Annotated in this window: 17 protein-coding genes; 1 reads left to right on the plus strand and 16 read right to left on the minus strand. The window is 49.5% G+C overall.

Annotated features, from left to right (window positions below; all coding sequences use genetic code 11):
• Positions 1–85: 85 nt before the first annotated feature.
• The 16 genes from ACJ77P_RS03340 to ACJ77P_RS03415 all read right to left on the minus strand — a co-directional run bounded on the left by ACJ77P_RS03340 (position 86) and on the right by ACJ77P_RS03415 (position 16833).
• Complete coding sequence (locus ACJ77P_RS03340; protein ID WP_367359685.1) at positions 86–1069, minus strand: glycosyltransferase family 4 protein; 984 nt, start codon at positions 1067–1069, stop codon at positions 86–88.
• A 22-nt stretch (positions 1070–1091) separates the two neighbouring features.
• Positions 1092–1871, minus strand: a complete 780-nt coding sequence (locus ACJ77P_RS03345; RefSeq protein ID WP_367359684.1) for a glycosyltransferase family 2 protein — start codon at positions 1869–1871, stop codon at positions 1092–1094.
• Positions 1868–3097 (minus strand): glycosyltransferase family 4 protein, encoded by a 1230-nt coding sequence (locus ACJ77P_RS03350; RefSeq protein ID WP_367359683.1) that lies wholly within the window; start codon positions 3095–3097, stop codon positions 1868–1870. Before ACJ77P_RS03350 ends, ACJ77P_RS03345 begins: the two co-directional genes overlap by 4 nt.
• Positions 3098–3506: 409 nt before the next feature.
• Positions 3507–3899 carry a type IV pilin protein gene (locus ACJ77P_RS03355; RefSeq protein ID WP_367359726.1) on the minus strand — a complete coding sequence of 131 codons (393 nt, stop codon included), beginning with the start codon at positions 3897–3899 and terminating at the stop codon, positions 3507–3509.
• 472 nt (positions 3900–4371) lie between these two features.
• A complete protein-coding gene (locus tag ACJ77P_RS03360; protein ID WP_367359682.1) occupies positions 4372–5394 on the minus strand; it encodes a glycosyltransferase family 2 protein in 1023 nt (340 codons plus the stop codon).
• Positions 5395–5407: 13 nt separating this feature from the next.
• Entirely contained in the window at positions 5408–6391 is a 984-nt protein-coding gene (locus tag ACJ77P_RS03365) for a radical SAM/SPASM domain-containing protein (protein ID WP_367359681.1), read from the minus strand.
• Positions 6388–7167, minus strand: a complete 780-nt coding sequence (locus ACJ77P_RS03370) for a glycosyltransferase family 2 protein (RefSeq protein WP_367359680.1) — start codon at positions 7165–7167, stop codon at positions 6388–6390. The genes ACJ77P_RS03365 and ACJ77P_RS03370 overlap by 4 nt, the downstream gene beginning before the upstream one ends.
• A gap of 142 nt (positions 7168–7309) precedes the next feature.
• On the minus strand, positions 7310–8065 hold the full coding sequence (locus ACJ77P_RS03375) for a glycosyltransferase family 9 protein (RefSeq protein WP_367359679.1): 756 nt from the start codon (positions 8063–8065) through the stop codon (positions 7310–7312).
• 443 nt (positions 8066–8508) lie between these two features.
• Positions 8509–10890, minus strand: a complete 2382-nt coding sequence (locus ACJ77P_RS03380) for a hypothetical protein (RefSeq protein WP_408998976.1) — start codon at positions 10888–10890, stop codon at positions 8509–8511.
• 11 nt (positions 10891–10901) lie between these two features.
• Positions 10902–12206: an ABC transporter ATP-binding protein gene (locus ACJ77P_RS03385; protein ID WP_408998977.1), complete on the minus strand. Its 1305-nt coding sequence runs from the start codon at positions 12204–12206 to the stop codon at positions 10902–10904.
• Between the two features lie 12 nt (positions 12207–12218).
• Positions 12219–13040, minus strand: a complete 822-nt coding sequence (locus tag ACJ77P_RS03390; protein ID WP_367359675.1) for an ABC transporter permease — start codon at positions 13038–13040, stop codon at positions 12219–12221.
• A 29-nt stretch (positions 13041–13069) separates the two neighbouring features.
• Entirely contained in the window at positions 13070–13843 is a 774-nt protein-coding gene (locus tag ACJ77P_RS03395; protein ID WP_367359674.1) for a class I SAM-dependent methyltransferase, read from the minus strand.
• An 82-nt stretch (positions 13844–13925) separates the two neighbouring features.
• Positions 13926–15083, minus strand: a complete 1158-nt coding sequence (locus ACJ77P_RS03400) for a DegT/DnrJ/EryC1/StrS family aminotransferase (RefSeq protein ID WP_367359673.1) — start codon at positions 15081–15083, stop codon at positions 13926–13928.
• Positions 15070–15522, minus strand: coding sequence for a hypothetical protein (locus ACJ77P_RS03405; protein ID WP_367359672.1), 453 nt, complete (start codon positions 15520–15522; stop codon positions 15070–15072). Before ACJ77P_RS03405 ends, ACJ77P_RS03400 begins: the two co-directional genes overlap by 14 nt.
• Positions 15512–16450: a glycosyltransferase family 2 protein gene (locus tag ACJ77P_RS03410; protein WP_408998978.1), complete on the minus strand. Its 939-nt coding sequence runs from the start codon at positions 16448–16450 to the stop codon at positions 15512–15514. Before ACJ77P_RS03410 ends, ACJ77P_RS03405 begins: the two co-directional genes overlap by 11 nt.
• A gap of 41 nt (positions 16451–16491) precedes the next feature.
• Positions 16492–16833: a cupin domain-containing protein gene (locus tag ACJ77P_RS03415; protein WP_367359670.1), complete on the minus strand. Its 342-nt coding sequence runs from the start codon at positions 16831–16833 to the stop codon at positions 16492–16494.
• Positions 16834–17386: 553 nt separating this feature from the next.
• Between ACJ77P_RS03415 and ACJ77P_RS03420 the strand changes: the two genes are divergently transcribed.
• Positions 17387–18253 carry an HDOD domain-containing protein gene (locus ACJ77P_RS03420; protein ID WP_408998979.1) on the plus strand — a complete coding sequence of 289 codons (867 nt, stop codon included), beginning with the start codon at positions 17387–17389 and terminating at the stop codon, positions 18251–18253.
• Position 18254 lies beyond the last annotated feature (1 nt).

Raw genomic sequence — 18254 nt, forward strand, 5'->3', positions numbered from 1 at the left:
CCTCACAACAGGATGAAAGCAGGCGTGCCAATGCTCCTTGTAGGAGCCTGATTTTTGTCTTGACACGGGGTAGTGCCTCAACCGGTTACCCTGGAGTACCGCGGTCAAGCATCGTGTCAAAAAGTTTAGCATATTCCCGAATCATGCGGTCTCGGGTGAAGTACTGCTCTACACGGGTGCGATTGAATTCTCCCATGTCCCGCCGCAGTTCGGGCATCTCGGCAAGCATGTTGATCTTTTCCGCAAAGGCATCGGAATGGCCTGGTTCACAGAGGAAGCCGCCTTTGCCGTCAATGACGAGTTCAGGGATGGCCGAAGTGTTGGATGCGACAATCGGCAGCCCGCAAGACATCGCTTCGGCGAGAACCAGACCAAACCCCTCACGGACAGAAGGAAAAAGCAGCATGTCGTATTGCCGGTAGAGTTCAGGCATCTCCTTCAGGGGAACATTTCCCAGATCTATCAGGCCGGAGACGGATGGAAGAGGTGTTTTCGATCTTAAACCGCGGGTATACCCGATGGTGATGCCGGGGTTCAACTTTCGGGAAATGGCGGGGAGAAGAAAGGCCCCTTTCCGTCGGTGGAGATTCCCCGCAAAAAGAATCCGGATTCCCTTCCCCGCAGGTTTCTTGTTGGCCGGATAAAATTCGGCCGTGTCGATGCCGTTGTAAATCACTTGAATGTTCCGGGTAACTCCCAGCTCCCGATGGGCGCTTTCCGCCAGAAACCGACTGACAGCGGTGATCGTGTCGGCTGCTTTTAAGGAGGCGCGGGTGAACCAGCGCAGGTCGGTTTTATAATGAATGCGCTGGATCAAGGTGCTGTGAGGCATCATCATGGCGTCTAGAAAAAAACTGTGGAGTGTGAGGACTAGGGGAATCCCCGGACGGCGGAAGAATATCCCGTAATCCGACGTGGTGTGAATCAGGGAAGGCTTTCGGCCCTTTAATGAAAAAGGGAGGGTGGTCGGGAAAAACTCCCGCATGGGAGAGTAGGGGCAGACACGATACCCTTTAATCCCTGATTCGAGCATTTTGTGCAGGACAAAAGCGCCGTTACCGGTAGGCATGGGGCTGAGAATCATGGGGTCTTTAACGTGACGGCAGCTTTCTTCTGGTTGAGGTAAGCTTGTAAGGGACATAGATTTGCCTGAAGATCAGTTGCATAAATTTCCACATAAGCCTTTTTTCGTTCGCTTTCTGAATGAGATGTTCTTCCCTGAGCCGTTTTCTCAGATAATTCGAATTGCTGCTGACACCATTGCAGCCAATGACAGCGGCGGGCATAGACTGTATCAGTACGGAACAGCTTGCCGAATCAAGTGCCCGGTAAAAAAAATCATAGTCCAAAGCAATGGAAATCTCTTTTTTGAAGCCGCCTATCCGTTCAAAAACCCGTTTATGAACAAACGCCCCTGAGTGAGGAAATGTGGTTTTAAAGTGATACCACCAAGGTGTTTTTATGGGGTTGAAAGGAGTCATCTTTCCGTTCTGACCAATTTTTAAAACGGGGTAACTGACAATATCATAAGTTTGACCGACAGCAACAGGATAAACCTTTTCGCAGACATCGCGGGATATAAGCCGATCATCTGCCTGCAGGACCAACATATATTGTCCCTTTGCCATACGGATTCCCTTGTTCAAGGCATCGGCGATTCCGTCATCTCTTTCTGAAAGGTAGGATATTCGATGGTACCGGGCCGCATCCTTGATTACAGCCAGGGTGCCGTCCGTTGAACCTCCGTCAATGATGAGATGTTCTAGTTGTGAAAATGTTTGTTCTGCAATGGAATCAATGGTATCCCGGATCGTGTCGACACAGTTCAGTGAAGCGGTGATAATGCTGAAGAATGGATGATCGGTTTTCATGAGTCAGCTGTTCGCGCTACATCTTCGATGATTGTCTGGAATTTCCCGTTGAATGAATTTTGATTCCACAAGGCCGCCCGTTTTTTTCCGTTTCTGCTGAGCTGTCTGCATAAATCGTCATCGGTCCATAATCTTTTCATGGCGTTCATCATTTCATCTACAGCGTTTGGATTGAAAAACAAAGCAGCATCTCCTAACTGCTCGGGCATGCCGTAGATATTTGAAACGGCCATGGGACATCCCGTGGCACATGCTTCCAGAGGAGGAATATTCGTTGGGCCGAAAAAGGATGGAAAAATGAGTGCTCGCGTCCGGTGGTAAAGTTCGGGCATGTCTTCGCTGGAGACGTAGCCGAGGATGGTGACATTGTTGGAAAGATCCATCGAATTGAGATATTCCAATGTTTTTTTGTAAGCATTTTTTGCCGATCCGACCAGCACAAGGTGAATGTCGTTGATTTCGCGCTTCAGGCCGGCTAAGGCTGCAAGCAGGTTGTGATGATTCTTGTGCTCCCAGAACTGGGCCGGATAGAAGAAAAACTTGCGAGGCAGTTCATATTTTGTATCAAAGTTTATGGAATGGCCTTGCGAATTTATATACCCCGGTGGGACGTATGGCAGGACATGGATACGATCTGCATGGACCTTGTAGGATTCCATGACTTGTTTCCCCCCGCAGTTGGAATCGACGAGGATGCCCCTGGAGTATTTGCAGATGGCCCGATAGTGCTTTTCTCTACGCAGATATTCCAGTGGCGCGGCAGCTTCGGGGAATTTTCTTTCATAACGATGCATCAGATCATGAATAATTCCCAAAGAATTAAGCGGAAGGAGATATGTCCAGGTATCTTGCGAAGGAAAGATCCACAATGAACAGCTTTCCTCAATCAGGCGCCGGGAAAAGGCAGGATTGAAATTGAAGAACGCTCGCTGCCAGAAAGAAATCGGCAGGTTTAAAAGGAGCCACCCCTTGCCCTTGAAGATGCGCCATAAAAGATTTTGTGATATCCGGAAATGCTCAAGGCCCAGAAACTTGAGATGTTCTTCCCAGCGCTCCGTTGTGCAGGCAATGATCGTTTTGTATCGATCTTTCGGCAGGGAAGCCGCAGCATCCAGTATGGAAAGGCCGTACTGAAACATTCCCCCGGATTCTGGTTCAGAGCCCAGGTAGATGCCTATTTTTGTTCGTGATGATTTGAGTTTATCCTGATCCAGATATGTATTCAAGATGACTCCATGAGATAATTTGCCTCCAAACGTGGCATGGCTGGAAACATTTTACTGAAGCGGTAGTTGGCTCACCGTTGAAAAAGAAAGATGGTCTTATTATCATGGTACTGAACGGTTCAACAATCCACGGGAAATAAAAATTTAAGAGTCCCAAGAATGTCTCTTTCATAATAATACCATTGACTTCTTCGCCGGAACTGGAACAGGCGGAGCAAATATGGAGTGTGATTACGAAGTAATTATTTTGTTATGATAGACTGGATGCCGTTGTGGAGCAATCCGATTCAGGCTTGGTAGTAATGGCGGCAAAAAAGTCAGCGATTCGTCAGCTGACAAATTGGCATCGGATCAGTTCCATATTGGAAATATTTTCATCAATCGGTGATCCGCGTGCCGGTCATGGTGGTCAGTTGGCCGTAATTTCACCGACTGAACTATCAAAGGTGACGGTTTTATTTGTCTTCGTAGAGGTAACCACCACTTTATACGTTGCGGGAGGGCCAGCTGTTAACGTGATCGTTGCCGTATTGTCGGAAGAAAGGCTGTTAAGACCATAAGCTGAAAGGTTAGCTACGGTCGCTGTGTACACACCGCCGTTGTCTGAATTAAAGTAGGCTTCTTCGGCATTCCTGATGCTGTTGGCATCCGCCTTCATCGAGGCCACAAAGCCAGCCTCCCGATACTTGGAAAACTGCGGAATGGCAATGGCTGCAAGGATGCCAATTATCGCGATGACAATCATGAGTTCGATCAACGTAAAACCTTTTTTATCGCTCTTTGCTCTGAATTTTTTAATCATAGCCCCAATCTTTTCTGATGAATTGATTTTCATTTCTCATAAAGAACTGACTGATTAAGACGATTCGGTAATAGAGCAAAAGAAATGCCAGATAATTCGATTGCTGATCTTTTTCAAGGTCACGTCAAAGTCCGTCAATCGATATCGATATCATGAGCCTGCACAACAAAGTGCCATTTGATTTTTATTAAATAAATACCATGCTTTGTGAATCTAGGTGGCTTGCCCTTTTAATCATTTCAAGACAAGCATTCTTCTATGGCTATTAATTTTAATACAATGAAATACAAATCAGGTTGTTGGGAACATCCTTGATCGTTCTCCTCTGTGGTTTCCATCACGATCAAGACCTGTGATTTTTACCGGTTTCTGGTCATTTTCCCCGCTATTTCACGAATCCACCTGATTTTATGGTCCAGAACGCCTCCTTATGCGCCATCTGGACGTCTGTGGTGGTCGATCCGCCTTTGTTTTATCTGGAAATTGTCCTGACGCACCCATCATTTATTAAACAGTCATTGTTTATCCAATTATCAATGTCCGCAGCCTTTCGAAAATTTTCATTTGTATACAATTTTAAGTCGTAGACGTTTCTTTTGTGAAAATACATGATCCTGGCCGGTATAAAATGCCATGAAAGTTTTCCTGCTGCTACCTTGGCGAGCGTAGCAGATAATGCCTTTATGAAATCTATTGCATTTCTTCTGATCATTAATGGGATAATCCGGCCTCTTTCCCTATGCTTCCTGTAATCGGTATAGGAATCACAAAATCCTTGGTTGCCTATTCTCTTGATCAGATAATCAAGCGTGGTTCTGCTTTGGGGAATCATGTGATATATGATCGAATGAGATGTGTACGCAAATTTATAGCCTAGATTTTTTATTTTTATATTCAGGCCTGTTTCTCCGTCACCGATCCAAACCCCGGCCGTATTTTCGGGGTTAAAACCGCCTGCCTGGAAAAAAAGCTCACGTCGAATAGCTTGATGGCAACTGAACACAAGATCGTTTTTTGAGACAATCAGTTCCTCAGGTCTGTCCATTTCCGTCAAACTCAAGTAATGATTCCAAAGGAAACGGCGGATCCAGGCCGGCGGTTCTTCCTTAAACAGGGGAAGAATAAGGCCGGTTGCGCAACCGACTTCGGGGAACAGGTCGAACACCTTGACCAACTCACTCAGTAAAGCCTTATCGGCTACCATATCGTCATCTGTAAAGTACAGGATATCGCCCCCTGCCTTCTGTGCCGCGCTGTTTCGCGCATAATGGACCCCCTGGCGAGGTTCAAAAAGGTATGTTACGGGAACGGCCGAGTTGTCGACATAATGAGAAGCGATCTCCCGGGTTGTATCCGTTGAATTGTTGTCCATTATAATAATTTCATAACGGTCACTCGGATAATCCTGAGCCAGAAAGCTGTCCAATGTTACGGGAAGCATCTGTGCCCGGTTATAAGTAGGGATAATGATCGATACAAAAGGCGATCTGGACATGGATTTTTTCTCGTTATTTATTCTTCTGCATCCTATAGGTCAGAAAAATGCTGCAGTCGTTGCACACGAGCGTTTCTTCGGCCTTCCTGTCTTGAAACATTCTTCGCGCCCGTTTGAATTTGTCCGTGTTGTACATCTGCTGGATCGTCATCGTGTTGTCCCACTGGAAGAAATCATCCGCCGGGTCCGTGCACCAGCAGCACGGAGGGATGCTTCCATCTTGTTCAACAATCAGGTAATCGTATAAAAAGGGGCATCTCTTTCCCAGCATCGAAAAATTGACATCGAGATATTTGCGTCTGGCGATTTCTTCTTCCGAAAACCACTGAAAGGCCCTGGCAGTATCTCTGTCTTTAAATACGGTTGTCATATCGCAGGAATAATACCTGTCCGCTCCCCATTTCGTATAATTCTCAGCAATTACTTTGATTTGATTGGTCGTATATTTATTGCGAAGATATTGTAATGAAATAACGGGATAAACGCTATTATAGGCCTTCTTGTAATCCGATAGTTTGTTTAAATTCCAGAGGACGAGATTGAAGTCTCCCCCGATTCGATACCGGGAGTAATCTTCCTGGTTGATGCCATCGAAAGAGACAATTAAATGTTTCAGTCGAAATCGAACCATGGCCTCCAGTTTTTCATCAATGTTTGGAAGGCTCAGATTGCTGCTTATCTCGGTATTTAAATCATATACATTGCAGTATTCCAAAATGTTTATGAAATCTTTGTGCAGCAGGCTTTCTCCCCATTTGTATAGCTGGACAAGGCCATGAAACTCTCTGATTTTGTCAATGATCGAGGTAAATAATTCATAGGTCATGAATTGTTTGCTCTTTTGTTGCCTTTTCAGTCCTGTGATGCACAGGGGACAGCTCAGGTTGCAGACATTCGTCAATCCGATGGCGAAAATCCTGGGAATATATCCCCTTGTAAATGTTTGTCTGAGGACTGATTTTAGGGCGGAAAAACCCGCAAGAAGATCTTCATTCATGGGTCATAACGGATAAATTTGAAGAACTTTCCTAAGATTATGAAATAAAAAACTTTGAACTTTTTCGCCGGGGTCAGCCTCTGGCGATACTTCTTGATCAGTTGTCTGAACCGTACATCGCCAGAACCCCTTTTCATGTCCTCGAAGGTTTTTGTCCCTTGAAGATACCGATAATTGCCAAACGATTCATTAACGTAAACGGGCTTCACATGCATCGCCGCCCGGAGGATGAAATCCAGATCCAGGGTGTAGTGTTCACGGATATCATAAAAACCGATGATATCATGCAAAGATCGAGAATAGAAATAAGCTGATGGATTAACGGGAAAAGGGAATACGGATACCTCTGCCGATAGAAGTTGCGTCAGGTCGAGATGCGCCGGTTTGTTTGTCTCGATAAGTTTCCCATGCTCACCCCACATGTGGCAGTTGCCCACGAGTAAGGAAGGTTCCGGAAGGGTTTTCATCAGGTCGATCGCCTTCTGCAGCGTACCCGGAGAGTAATAATCGTCCACGTTGAGGAACCCGAGAGTATCGCCGTCGGCCATTCGGATTCCCTTGTTCATGGCGTCGGACTGTCCCCTGTCCTTCTCCGACACCCAGCGGATGTGCTTATAATGTTCCGCATAGTGTTTGATGATTTCAATCGTGCCATCGGTTGAACCGCCATCGACGATAATATGTTCCACATCTCGACATGCCTGTTCGATCACATTGATAACGCAGGATTCAATGTACCGTTTTCCGTTATAGACAGGGGTAATTACACTGATCATTTAAAGGCGGCCATTCTCATTTTGGGAATATGTCTGCATATCTGATGCCTGCGGATACAAACATTTCGGTAAGACGATGATTGTGCCATCGGAGGTGAACGGTTGCATCTTATATCTTACACATATCAATCCATTGGTCTTGTCAGCTCTGCTGCCATTCATAATTCAACAGTTTTGATGCAGCCATGGCAACTTCTTGAGGAGACACTCCTGTGATACATTCTGCTTCGTCATGAATGCATTGCCAGTTGCAGTGAAAACATCCCGTTTTATTCGTCAGGAAGATATGTTTCGCAGGATCTCCCCAAGGGACAAACCTGCCGAAGTGACCGCCACCGACAATGCCGATTGCCGGAACGCCGGCAGCGACGGCCATGTGCAACCCCGATGTATCCATGCTGATCAGCAGATCACAGGACATGATGGTTTTCACCAAGGTTCGAAGCGTCGATTGTCCTGTGAAGTCCAGAATTTCAGCATTCTCACAGTTTGCTTTGATAAAGAGCGCCGCTTGCTTGGCCAATTCCCTGTCCTCGGAGCTTCCGAAGATAACATAGATCTGTTGTTGGCCTAAACGTTTTGCAAGCTCCCCATAATTATGCGACTCCCAGCGTTTTTCCCTATGCGAAGCACCGGGAAACAGCCCAATGACATTCCGTCCATTCCGTTGTAATCCATGAAGATGATTTTTTTCTGAATCGTCCAGCCAGAATTCAGGCCTGATGTCATCGAGGGAGATGGCCTCGCATCCCATAAAAACGAGAAAGTCCAATGTAATCAAAAGTTCGTGTACCCAGGGATCGCTTGTGGAAACATCGAGCTGTTTTTTCAAGAGCGAAGAGGGTTTCAATGTTTCCGGATATCCCTTCCCCGGGGCGTTGAGGTTGCAGCCGGTCATTCCAAAGGTTTTTCCCCCATTCAGGCAGTCGATAATTCTCAGATGAGGGACTTGCGGGGACTTGACGGGATAAATAACGATGTCGAAGGGCCTGTAAAAGAAATTCCAGAGCTTGTTGGCAATGGTGATGGCGCGTTCCATTTCCGGTTTCACGGTGAAGCCCTTATGTTCAACCTTCCCCCGCCACGTTAGCTCATCAACAGGAACACAGGCGTCGATGTGAGGACATAATTCGACGAGATTGACAATGTGTGCCTGCACGGCCAGTGTAATATGCGCTTCAGGATAAAGATTGCGGATGTGCCGGAGCGCCCCGGTGAACAGCAAAACGTCACCGATGTTATCCGGCCTTAAAATGAGAACCCTTGTACGATCCATGTTGAGGTGGCGTGTTTCTCCCGCAGTTGATGACGACGTTTCCTTCATTCAACATTCTTTTTTTCTTATCTTAACATCTTAATGAGTTTAGAAAGATTCCTTTTCAGCTGAAGTGGGCGGTTCGTGTTTATTCCCGGATAGCCCAGCGCGATATATTTCTGCGGAGGAATCCCCATTGCCAGGGCTTTTTCAGCGTAATCGACCATTGCCTTGGCATGGAGCTTAAGGCCTTTTCCCCAGGGCCCTCCATTCCAATCACTCCTGACATTAAACCCCTGTGCTTCCAGATAATCTCTCAAGGCAGGTGAAACAGATGCATATAGAGAAAGGACATTCTGGAAGCTGGCGGGATTTGGCCAATCAATGGCATCTGAAATCCATCGCGATGCGGCTGCGATATTAAGCGCATTTTTGTATTGCCAAGGTGAGACGCACCTGGAATCGCTTTTGCCGTGAGCAGATGGTGATGTTCCGCTTGATGAGGCCTGCTCTGATAGGACCTGATCGACGAGTGCAATGAGGTAACCGGCGAGCTCACAGACCCTCTCTGTGAGCTCCTCAAGCATAGCAAAACGCTCCTGATGGAGATCAAACCAGGTAGCCCTCAAATTGTCAATACGCGACACATACTCCTTATAGTCATCCGGAACCGGCAGATTGGCTTTTTCCGCCAGTTGATATGTATATTGAAGGCTATGGAGCATGCAGAGCAAAATGCGCAGCCTGATCGGCTTGGTCCACGCAATCCAGAGGATATCAGCGGGTATTTTAACAATAAGATAATCAACCAGCATTCCTAAGTATACGCCTGCAGCATCGCCGTCCGGCATTGACGGCGGTGCCAACGTATCGCCCCAAAGATGCCTGATATTGAAGATGGGGTACCAGCAAGGAAGATCCGCCCATGAGCTTTCGGGGCAGATATAGGGCGCATGGGTCAAGCGGCATCGGATCCATTCCGGAAAGGACTCCGGCTGGTATTGCTGCCAATCCTGGATGGTGTTGTCCCCATAAACCAGGATGAAATCAAGATCGGATATCCCTGGGGCGGCGATACGGCCTATCTGGTAGATTGCAACAGGAGGCTTGAGCATTTTTCCCCAATGATTGACGAGATAATCGGCGGTTCTGGTGTAGCTTGAGAGCACCATTTTCCGCGGGATGTCGATAAAAGGGCCATTGGCCAATCCCTGGAATAAATTGCTGCTCAAGGAATGTGGCTCCTGCTGGATAACGTTTCCTTCTGAGCTCCGGCAGGATTCCGTCCGTTCAGGCGTCAGGCGTTGCTGCATTGCTTCAAGCAGCTTTAAAACTCTTGCGGGATAATCCATGCCGATTTTATGCTGTACTTCCCGAGCCCGTTGCGCACTAGAAGAATGACCTTTGGCCCACTCCTGCAATAGAAAGGGCCAGCGGAGCAGGCGTGAAGCCCACAGGAGCGTTCGATCGGGTCTGGGGCGCGGTCCCAGTGTTGCTCTCACATCGGTCGCAGTTCTGACGGGTTCCCATTCTTCGGGAGAAAAGTCGGGTTCTGTTCGCGGAAAAGAATCTCGCTTGAAGAGAAAGGCGCCTGTAAGTCTCTGGTAATAAAGGGTTGGCAAGAGCATGGCACTTCCTAACACCCATTCAATGTCAAAGCTGTCTTTTAATGGGTTCGGATTGGAAGCCCGTCTCTGAAAGAAATCTTTAAACAGGTCCAGCATCTGATCTGACACATCGGTGGAATCTCGTGCCCAGATCTCCAGAGCATCGTTTTGTTCAAGCAAATCAACTCCATAGCCAAAGAGTATTGAAGGGAACATGGCTTCCGGGTACCATGCCAAATCAATTTCGGGGATGTAGTAAGGGCCGTGATGCATGAAGGGATCAAAGGCATAAGTCAGTGTCAATATTTCTCTTGCCAGGTTGCGAAGCCGCAGCAAGGCTGCCGGGTCTTTGAGTACGGATGTTTTTGCGACAAATGCCAAGTCCATATCACTGAAACCGATGGTATCCTCCAGTGTGGCAACGCTGCCGTGAACAATTGCCCTTTTGAAAAAGATCCCGCCCGCTTCATCAAGAATGCGATGGAGCATGTGCACAGGAAGGTAATGAGGCTTAAATCCGCCCTCATTGAACCATGAAGCGTAATCTTTTCCTGAAGAGGCAGTCGTCTGGCTGGTATTCGTCTTGGGAATATGCCGCTCCCAGGCTTGAAAAAAAACAGCTAATGTTTCTGCATATTGTCGAGATGATACATGTCCTCGATAGATTTGCAGATTCTGGATGTTCAGAGCCACTCCGCAAAGCTGAAAGGATTTTACACAGTCCAGCAGAGGCGTGACACGAAGGAAACATTTTTCAACAAGCGAATGCCTGAAAGTGTCCGCAGAAACACTTCCGTAAAGCCAATAATTTAGAGCATCGTTCAACGTCTTCTGCAAAAGTGATAAATTCATGATGGTCATGCGATCTGCACTCAGTTGAACGATACATTCTCACCGTCAGACAGGCAACGAATCATCCACGGAAAATCAACAAGCACAGATCCTATGTCCTGTCCACCAAAGGCATAATGCTGAGATCCGCACTCAACAATCTGAAAGCCAATGACATGTTGTCTTCCATCAAACAATTGAATGTTGGGCTGATGTATTCCGGCCGTGATTGTGTAGTTTCCCGGTGCCAGAAAATTTCCGGGGATTTCAACGGAACCGACATATTCCCCCGGGGGGTATTCATTTTTATGATGACGGATTGAAGTGGATTGGGGGCAGTAGAAAATTTTGGAGCCGCATTGGTTGAACAATGAAAAAGAAACCTCTAAGCCTCTAATAGGACGAAGGATTTTATATTCAAATGAAATCGTTAAGGACCGGGAGACGTCGATCTCACTGCAGATCTCTCCTGACGAATTCCGGATGGAAATCCCCGTGAAAAATGCATCCGATCCCGTTGGGGCCAGTCTTATCTGTCCCTCGCGATCCTTCCGGCTGTCGGACAGATACTGAGCAATAGCGTCTCCGGAATCGCGGATCATGACGAGGCTGCCGTTCTTCAGAAGCATGGTCTTTCTGCAAAGCATCTGAATTGCCCCCATGTTGTGGCTTACAAACAATACGGTTCGGCCCCCTCTGGCAACGTCTTCCATTTTTCCAAGGCATTTCTTCTGGAAAGACAGATCCCCCACCGCCAGAACCTCGTCCACCACCAGGATTTCAGGCTCCAGGTGAGCGGCCACAGCGAAGGCCAAGCGCACGTACATCCCGCTGGAGTATCGCTTGACCGGCGTGTCCAGGTATTTTTCCACCTCTGCAAACGCTACGATCTCGTCGAACTTACGCTTGATCTCTTTCCGGGTCATCCCCAGAATGGTGCCGTTCAGATAGATATTCTCCCGCCCGGACAGCTCCGGGTGAAACCCGGTACCCACTTCCAGCAGGCTTACAACCCGGCCGTCAATGGCAACCCGTCCGGCCGAAGGTTCGGTTATGCGGCTCAGTATCTTCAGCAGCGTGCTTTTCCCGGCTCCGTTGCGGCCGATGATGCCCACCGCTTCTCCGCGCTGGATCTCAAAGCTGACATCCTTGAGCGCCCAGACCTCTTCCATGGCATCTCCCTGGATGACGGGATTCCCACGGAGAAGATCTCTGGTTTTGCTCCAGACGCTTTTGGCGTTCTTCATCAGCACGTCACGCAGCGCGAGATAGGAGTCGTTCTGGGCGTGGCGGCCGATGATATATTTTTTGCCGAGCCTTTCGGCCCGAATGACGATGTCGGACATGATCCTTGGAACCTAAATCAGGTCGGCAAAGGTTTTCTCCGTCCTGCGAAAACGGGAGATGCCGAGCCAGAGGAAGAGGGTGATGATCGTAAGGCTGAGCAGGAGGCCGGGCAGATAGAGAGAGCTTTCCCCTCCCAGGAGACACCAGCGGAATCCGTCTATGACCCCGACTAAGGGATTGAGGCTGTAGAGCAGCCGCCATTCTTCCGGAATGACGTTGCTGCTGAATCCTACGGGGGAAATGTAAAGGCCGAATTGAACCACAAAGGGGATGACATAGCGAAAATCGCGGTACTTCACGTTGAGCGCTGTAATCCAGAGGCCGGGCCCCAGGCTGGCCAGCAGGGCCATAATGATGAAGAGCGGCAGCAGCAGGATGCGGCAGTCGGGAACAATGTGATAATAGATCATGATTGCGATCAGAATGACAAAACTGATGGCAAAATCTATTAAGGATGTGATCAGGGTGGCTGCGGGAATGATAAGCCTGGGGAAATACACTTTACTGATCAGGTTTGTGTTGCTGATGAGGCTGTTTGCCGAATCCGTCAGGGAGTTCGAAAAAAGTGACCAGGGCAGCATGGCAGCAAAGACCATGACAGCGTAAGGTGTGTTTCCGTCGCTGGGAAGTCTGGCGATTCGACCAAAGATGACCGTGAAGACAATCATCGTCAGCAGAGGTCTCAGGAATGCCCAGAGGATTCCGATGAGGGTCTGCTTGTAGCGCACGGAGACATCACGCCATGCCAGAACCAGAAACAGCTCCCGGTAATGCCAGAGGTCGGCCCAGTAATTTTTCTCCGTACGGCCTGCTTCAATGATAATTGTATTCATAGTTTCATGAATGACCAATCCGCGAGCCGCTACGATTTCCTTGCCGCTACAAGGACATTCCAGGTTTCTTCCGTTGGCGGACGGGATAAATTCCCGACATGGCTGACGTGGATTTGCTCCATTTCTGCCTGCCGAATGAAAAAGGCTAATTCCTGAGGAAAGAAGTAGCGCATGGTGTGTTTTTCTTCCGTATCCTGGAGAACCTGACCGTTTTTCAAGTGCTTCAGGCGATAATGGACTTCGCAGAGATGCCGAAAAGGATCCAGGGTTCCCGATGCGCTCCGGATAATCTCGTCCATTCCAGTCCTGATGATCTTTTCCTTGGGCTCCGGCCTCTGTCTCAGGACGGCAGGACCGTACCAGACGTCACAGATGAAAAGCCCTCCGGGATTCAAGTGGCGGCTGACGGAGTTCAAGGCCGCCAGAACGTCCTCATTGGTTGTCTGGTAACCCAATACGGCAAACATCATGAGGACGGCGTCGAATTTTCGGGGCATTGAGAACCGGCGGAGATCTTCCCTGAGAAAGGTTATTTGCTCTTGAGCCAGAAATTGCGCTTTTGACCTGGCTTGCTGGAGCATGTCTTCCGCGAGATCGACCCCGGTGACCTGGTATCCCCGGCAGGCCAGTGGAATGGCATGATTGCCCGTTCCGCAGCCCAGATCGAGAATTGTCCGCACCTTGCCCGCTGCGAATTTTCTGAAGATCTCTTCGATAAGATCGCACTCGGACGGATAATCCTTGTCCTGATAGAGGATATCATAAGCTTCCGCATAGTCTTTCTGAAAAGGTGAGCTGCCCATGGCAAAATGTGGAAGAAAACAATAAAATCTTTTAGGATCCGTGATCCAGGATCCGTCTTTTATCTGCCGTTGGCGCAGAGTTTCAACTCAAAATATCTCTTACGGCTTCCGCAACTTCATCAATCTGGGATTCCGTGAGCGTCAGTCCTGAAGGCAGATAAAGCCCTCTGCGGGCCAGCCGCTCCGCAACGGGATAGTGTTCGTTCCCGAAAAGCCCCATCTGCTGAAAAACGGGCTGCTCGTGCATGCCGAGGAAAAACGGCCGGGTATCGATGCCTTTATCACGCAAGCGCTGTGCCATTTGTGAGGCATTCATGTCCGTATCTTCGTGGAGTACGATCCCGAACATCCAGTAGATCGATTTTGCCCAGGGCTCTTCAACGGGAAGCTGCAGGCTGGGGATATCTTTCAGGTGCTCGCAATAAGCTTTACCGATGGCCTTTTTCTTCTCCAGGATGGCTTCTATCCGTTCCAGTTGCGCCACCCCGATGGCAGCCTGGAGATTTGTCATGCGGAAATTATGGCCGGCTTCAGTATGCAGAAAACGCTGCTCCGGGAGAAAGCAGAGGTTGCGCAGATTACGCGCCCTTTCGGCGAAGATTGCGTTGCTGGTGATGACCATGCCCCCTTCACCGGTTGTAATGGCCTTGTTTGCATAAAAACTGAATACGCCCAGGTCGCCCAGTCCACCGCACCGCTTCCATGCCGGACTGCTTCCCATGCGCCCGCTCAAATATTCCGTGCCATGGGCCTCGGCGGCGTCTTCAATGATCGCCAGGGAATAAGCCTCCGCCAACTCTTCGAGAGGGTCCATGTCCACGGGATGACCGTAAATATGAACGGGCATGATGGCTTTCAGCCTGTGGCCGTTTCCTTTTTTTGTTTCCCGTTCCACGGCCTCTTTAACCCCTTCAGGGGAGAGGCACCAGGTCCTCGGGTCACAATCCGCAAGAACCGGAATCCCCCCGTTGTAAATCACGGCCAGGGCGCAGGAAATAATGGTGAAGGTCGGTATGATAACCAGATCCCCCGGTTTCAGACCGAGGCAGCCCACGGCGACCTGCAGAGCTGTCGTTCCGTTGCTCACGGCAATACCGAATTTCTGTCCGCAATACGTGGCCCATCCCTCTTCAAACCTCTCAATAAAGCGACCGGATGAGGAAATCCACCCCGTACGGAGGCATTCCAGAACGTATTCCTCCTCCCTTGCTCCAATCAAAGGTTCATTAACGGGAATCATTGTCCGTCTCCCTGGTTGCAAAACGTGTCTTATCCTCCTCGCCGGCATACGGCCCCTGCTTCACCTCGATCATCGAGGTCTCCTCGAGCATTTCAAAGGAATGTCCTCCACCGCACAGCAGAATGAGATCTCCACTTTCCAGAATCCGGGAGGCAATGAACTCCCTCTCAGAAGAGAAGAGATTCACCTTCATCCGGCCGCGCCGGATAATCAGGACTTCCTGGGTGTACATGACCTGTCGAAAGAGGAAGTTGTGAACATGGGGAGCGATTGTATGGCCGGGGGGATGTTTCATGCAGGCCACCTGCTGGGAAAAGGTGGGAGGCGTAAAAAACCGGATGCCCGGTTCGTCATATTCTGCCCGGATGATCAGGGCAAGGGGCTCCAGCCCGGAAGAAATGGTTTCGACAAGGGGAGGGGCGGATTCTTCAAGGCTCATGGGTTTGTTCCTTTCCCGTATTATGCTGTTGTCGCGGGGGGCTCCGGTGATCCGTGCGTTCATACCGGAGTTGGGCCACCTGTTCCGAAACCAGCCCCACCATGAAGACGACCACGGACATGGTCAAGAGCATGGCGGAGGTGGGGCCATAGCGTCCGTCCAGAGTCAAAATTCTGAAGAGACCATATCCAAGCCCCGCTGCAAACATGAAGAAGCTGACCGGGAGAAAGACCCGCATGGGAGAGAAGAGGGTGGCGATCTTTAAGAGGATCAGAAGAAATCGGGCTCCATCCCTGAAAAGGCGGATCTTGCTTTTCCCGATGCGGCGGGCCGTGGTGATAGGGACATAAGTCAGGCTGTAGCCGGAGCGCACAACCGCCAGAGTCAATGTCGTCGGGTAGGAAAAGGTGTTGGGCAGCAGGGAGACGAATTCACGGGCGATGACCGCCTTTATGGCGCGAAATCCTGAGGTCAGGTCGTCAATCTTCCTTTTGCATACGTAGGATGCGAACTTGTTGTAAACGGCATTGGCGAAATCCCGGTGCAGGGGGGTGGCTGAATGGCGATCGCGGGAGCCCACTGCCATGTCGTAGGCGTTCATCCGCTCCAGCAGACGCGGGATGTCTTCCGGGGCATGCTGCCCGTCCGCGTCGAGCATGACCAGGATGTTTCCCCTTGTATTGCGGATGCCCGTCTTGATGGCTGCTCCGTTTCCGATGGGATATGGGTGGCGGATCACTTCGGCGCCGACGGACCTGGCGTTTTCGCCCGTATCGTCTTCTGAGCCGTCGTCAACCACGATGATTTCATGGGATAATTTGCAGGCCTCCAGGACGATGGAGGAGCGCTTGACAATGTCGCCGATACTGGCGGCTTCATTGTGCGCGGGAATGACGACGCTGATTTCAGGGCGGTCTGGATGTTTCATTTGAAGTTCCCGGGCGGACAATGGCCGGATCCCTTCAGGGCTCAACGTGGATAAGCGGCGACGACCAGGACCACGGTGTCTTCGTCCGAGTTGTTGGTCAGGCTGTGGAGATCTCCGGCGGGGATCCAGACGGCGTCACCGGCTTTTACGCTCTTTTCGTCATCGCCTACACGCATCAACCCGCCGCCCTGAAGAATGAAGTAGATCTCTTCAACGGGATCGATGTGTGCTTCCAGCGTATTCCCCTTGGGCAAATAGGCATAAGCGAGAAATTCAATGCCCTGCATGAAATGGCTGGTCAGAATCATCCGGGCGATGCCGCCGCCATGGGCACGATATGTCGTTTGAAGCACTTCCGGGTCATTCAGATGTCTTACAATCATGAGTTCCTCCTCGTAGAATGCAGTGATATACAACAGTTAAGGAAAGGCTGTCAAGAAACGATCCATTCTCATCAGAAAAACTTCCGTAACACAGACACAATATGTTGAGAATTTAGGGCATATCATGTAGATAAGCTCCACTTTGCCATCCTGGGAGGACTGAAGGTTTTGAAAGGGTAAACTATGGCGAAGATCCTCTTCTGCGGGCTTCGGTGATGAAGAAAAGAAAAAAAACGCCTCCGGAAACGCCTGAAGCGGGAAAGCTCCGGAGAGAGCATAGATGGTGTGACCGGCACGGATATTTCATCGATGTAGAGGCCTGCGTGGCACGTTCCGCCGAACGGCCTTTCTGCCGCCGCTGCCTTTCGCGGTGGAGGCAGCTTTCGCTTCCCTTTTGATTACGTGTGGTCTTGAGAAAAGAAGAAATAGATTAAAATGCTGATAAGAAATGTCATGATAGGGGACAATTTCCCTTGAAATAGGAAGGGGTTTCGATTAGCTTGGGAGTGTCAGGCATTCCTTTCCATGACTCTAAACGGAGCATTTGAAGCTTATGTCAAAATCCCTTGAAGAAGTGCTGCTGCTCGTCAACAAGTCAAACCTTTCCTCTTTAAAAACCACCCTGGTTAAACTTATTGAAGTCATTAATAATCCTGATTCCAGCGTCACGGACTTGAAAAATCTCATCGAAATAGACCCGCCCCTGTCCGCCAACGTGCTCCGCCGGGCCAATTCCGCGTTATACGGAATGCGCCGGGGTATCGCGAGCATCATGGATGCCATCATCTTCGTCGGATTTGACGCCATTGTGGAACTGACCCTCAATCAGAAATTTTTCGAGCTCTTCCAGGACAATGGAAGGAAGACATACGGCTATTCCCGGACGGCGCTCTGGGAGCATTGCATCGGGGTTGCCCTTTGCGGTAAACTTCTTTACCGGCGCGAATTTCGAAAAAGCGGCGGAGGGGTGTACACGGCCGGCCTTCTTCATGACATCGGGATTATCGTGGAAGAAAAGTTTTTGCATGACGAATTTCTCTCCATTCTGGCGACGAAGGAAAAAACTGAAAGCGATCTGCTCTCAGCCGAACGGGATGTTCTGGGCTATTGCCATCAAGACATTGGGAAAATGCTGGCGGAAAACTGGAACTTTCCCGAGGAGTTATGCCGCGTCATCGGAACGGCGGAAAGCACCGAAGCGGGAGATGCGGCCCCCGCTCTTCTGATGGCCGACACGGTTTATGTTGCGAATTGCGCCTGCCAGCTGCGAAAGGTCGGATTTTCAGAAACAAGCCTGATCGATGTCCCTGCTTATGAATTCTGCCTGAATCGGCTCCAGATCAAGGAACGGGCTCTGGAAATTATCATGGATGAAGTGGAAGCGCAGATTGCACAGATGAAAAAGGACGGATGGTTCTGAG

It is taken from the genome of Syntrophus buswellii, assembly GCF_046097065.1.
In the GTDB taxonomy this organism is placed as follows: Bacteria; Desulfobacterota; Syntrophia; order Syntrophales; family Syntrophaceae; genus Syntrophus; species Syntrophus buswellii.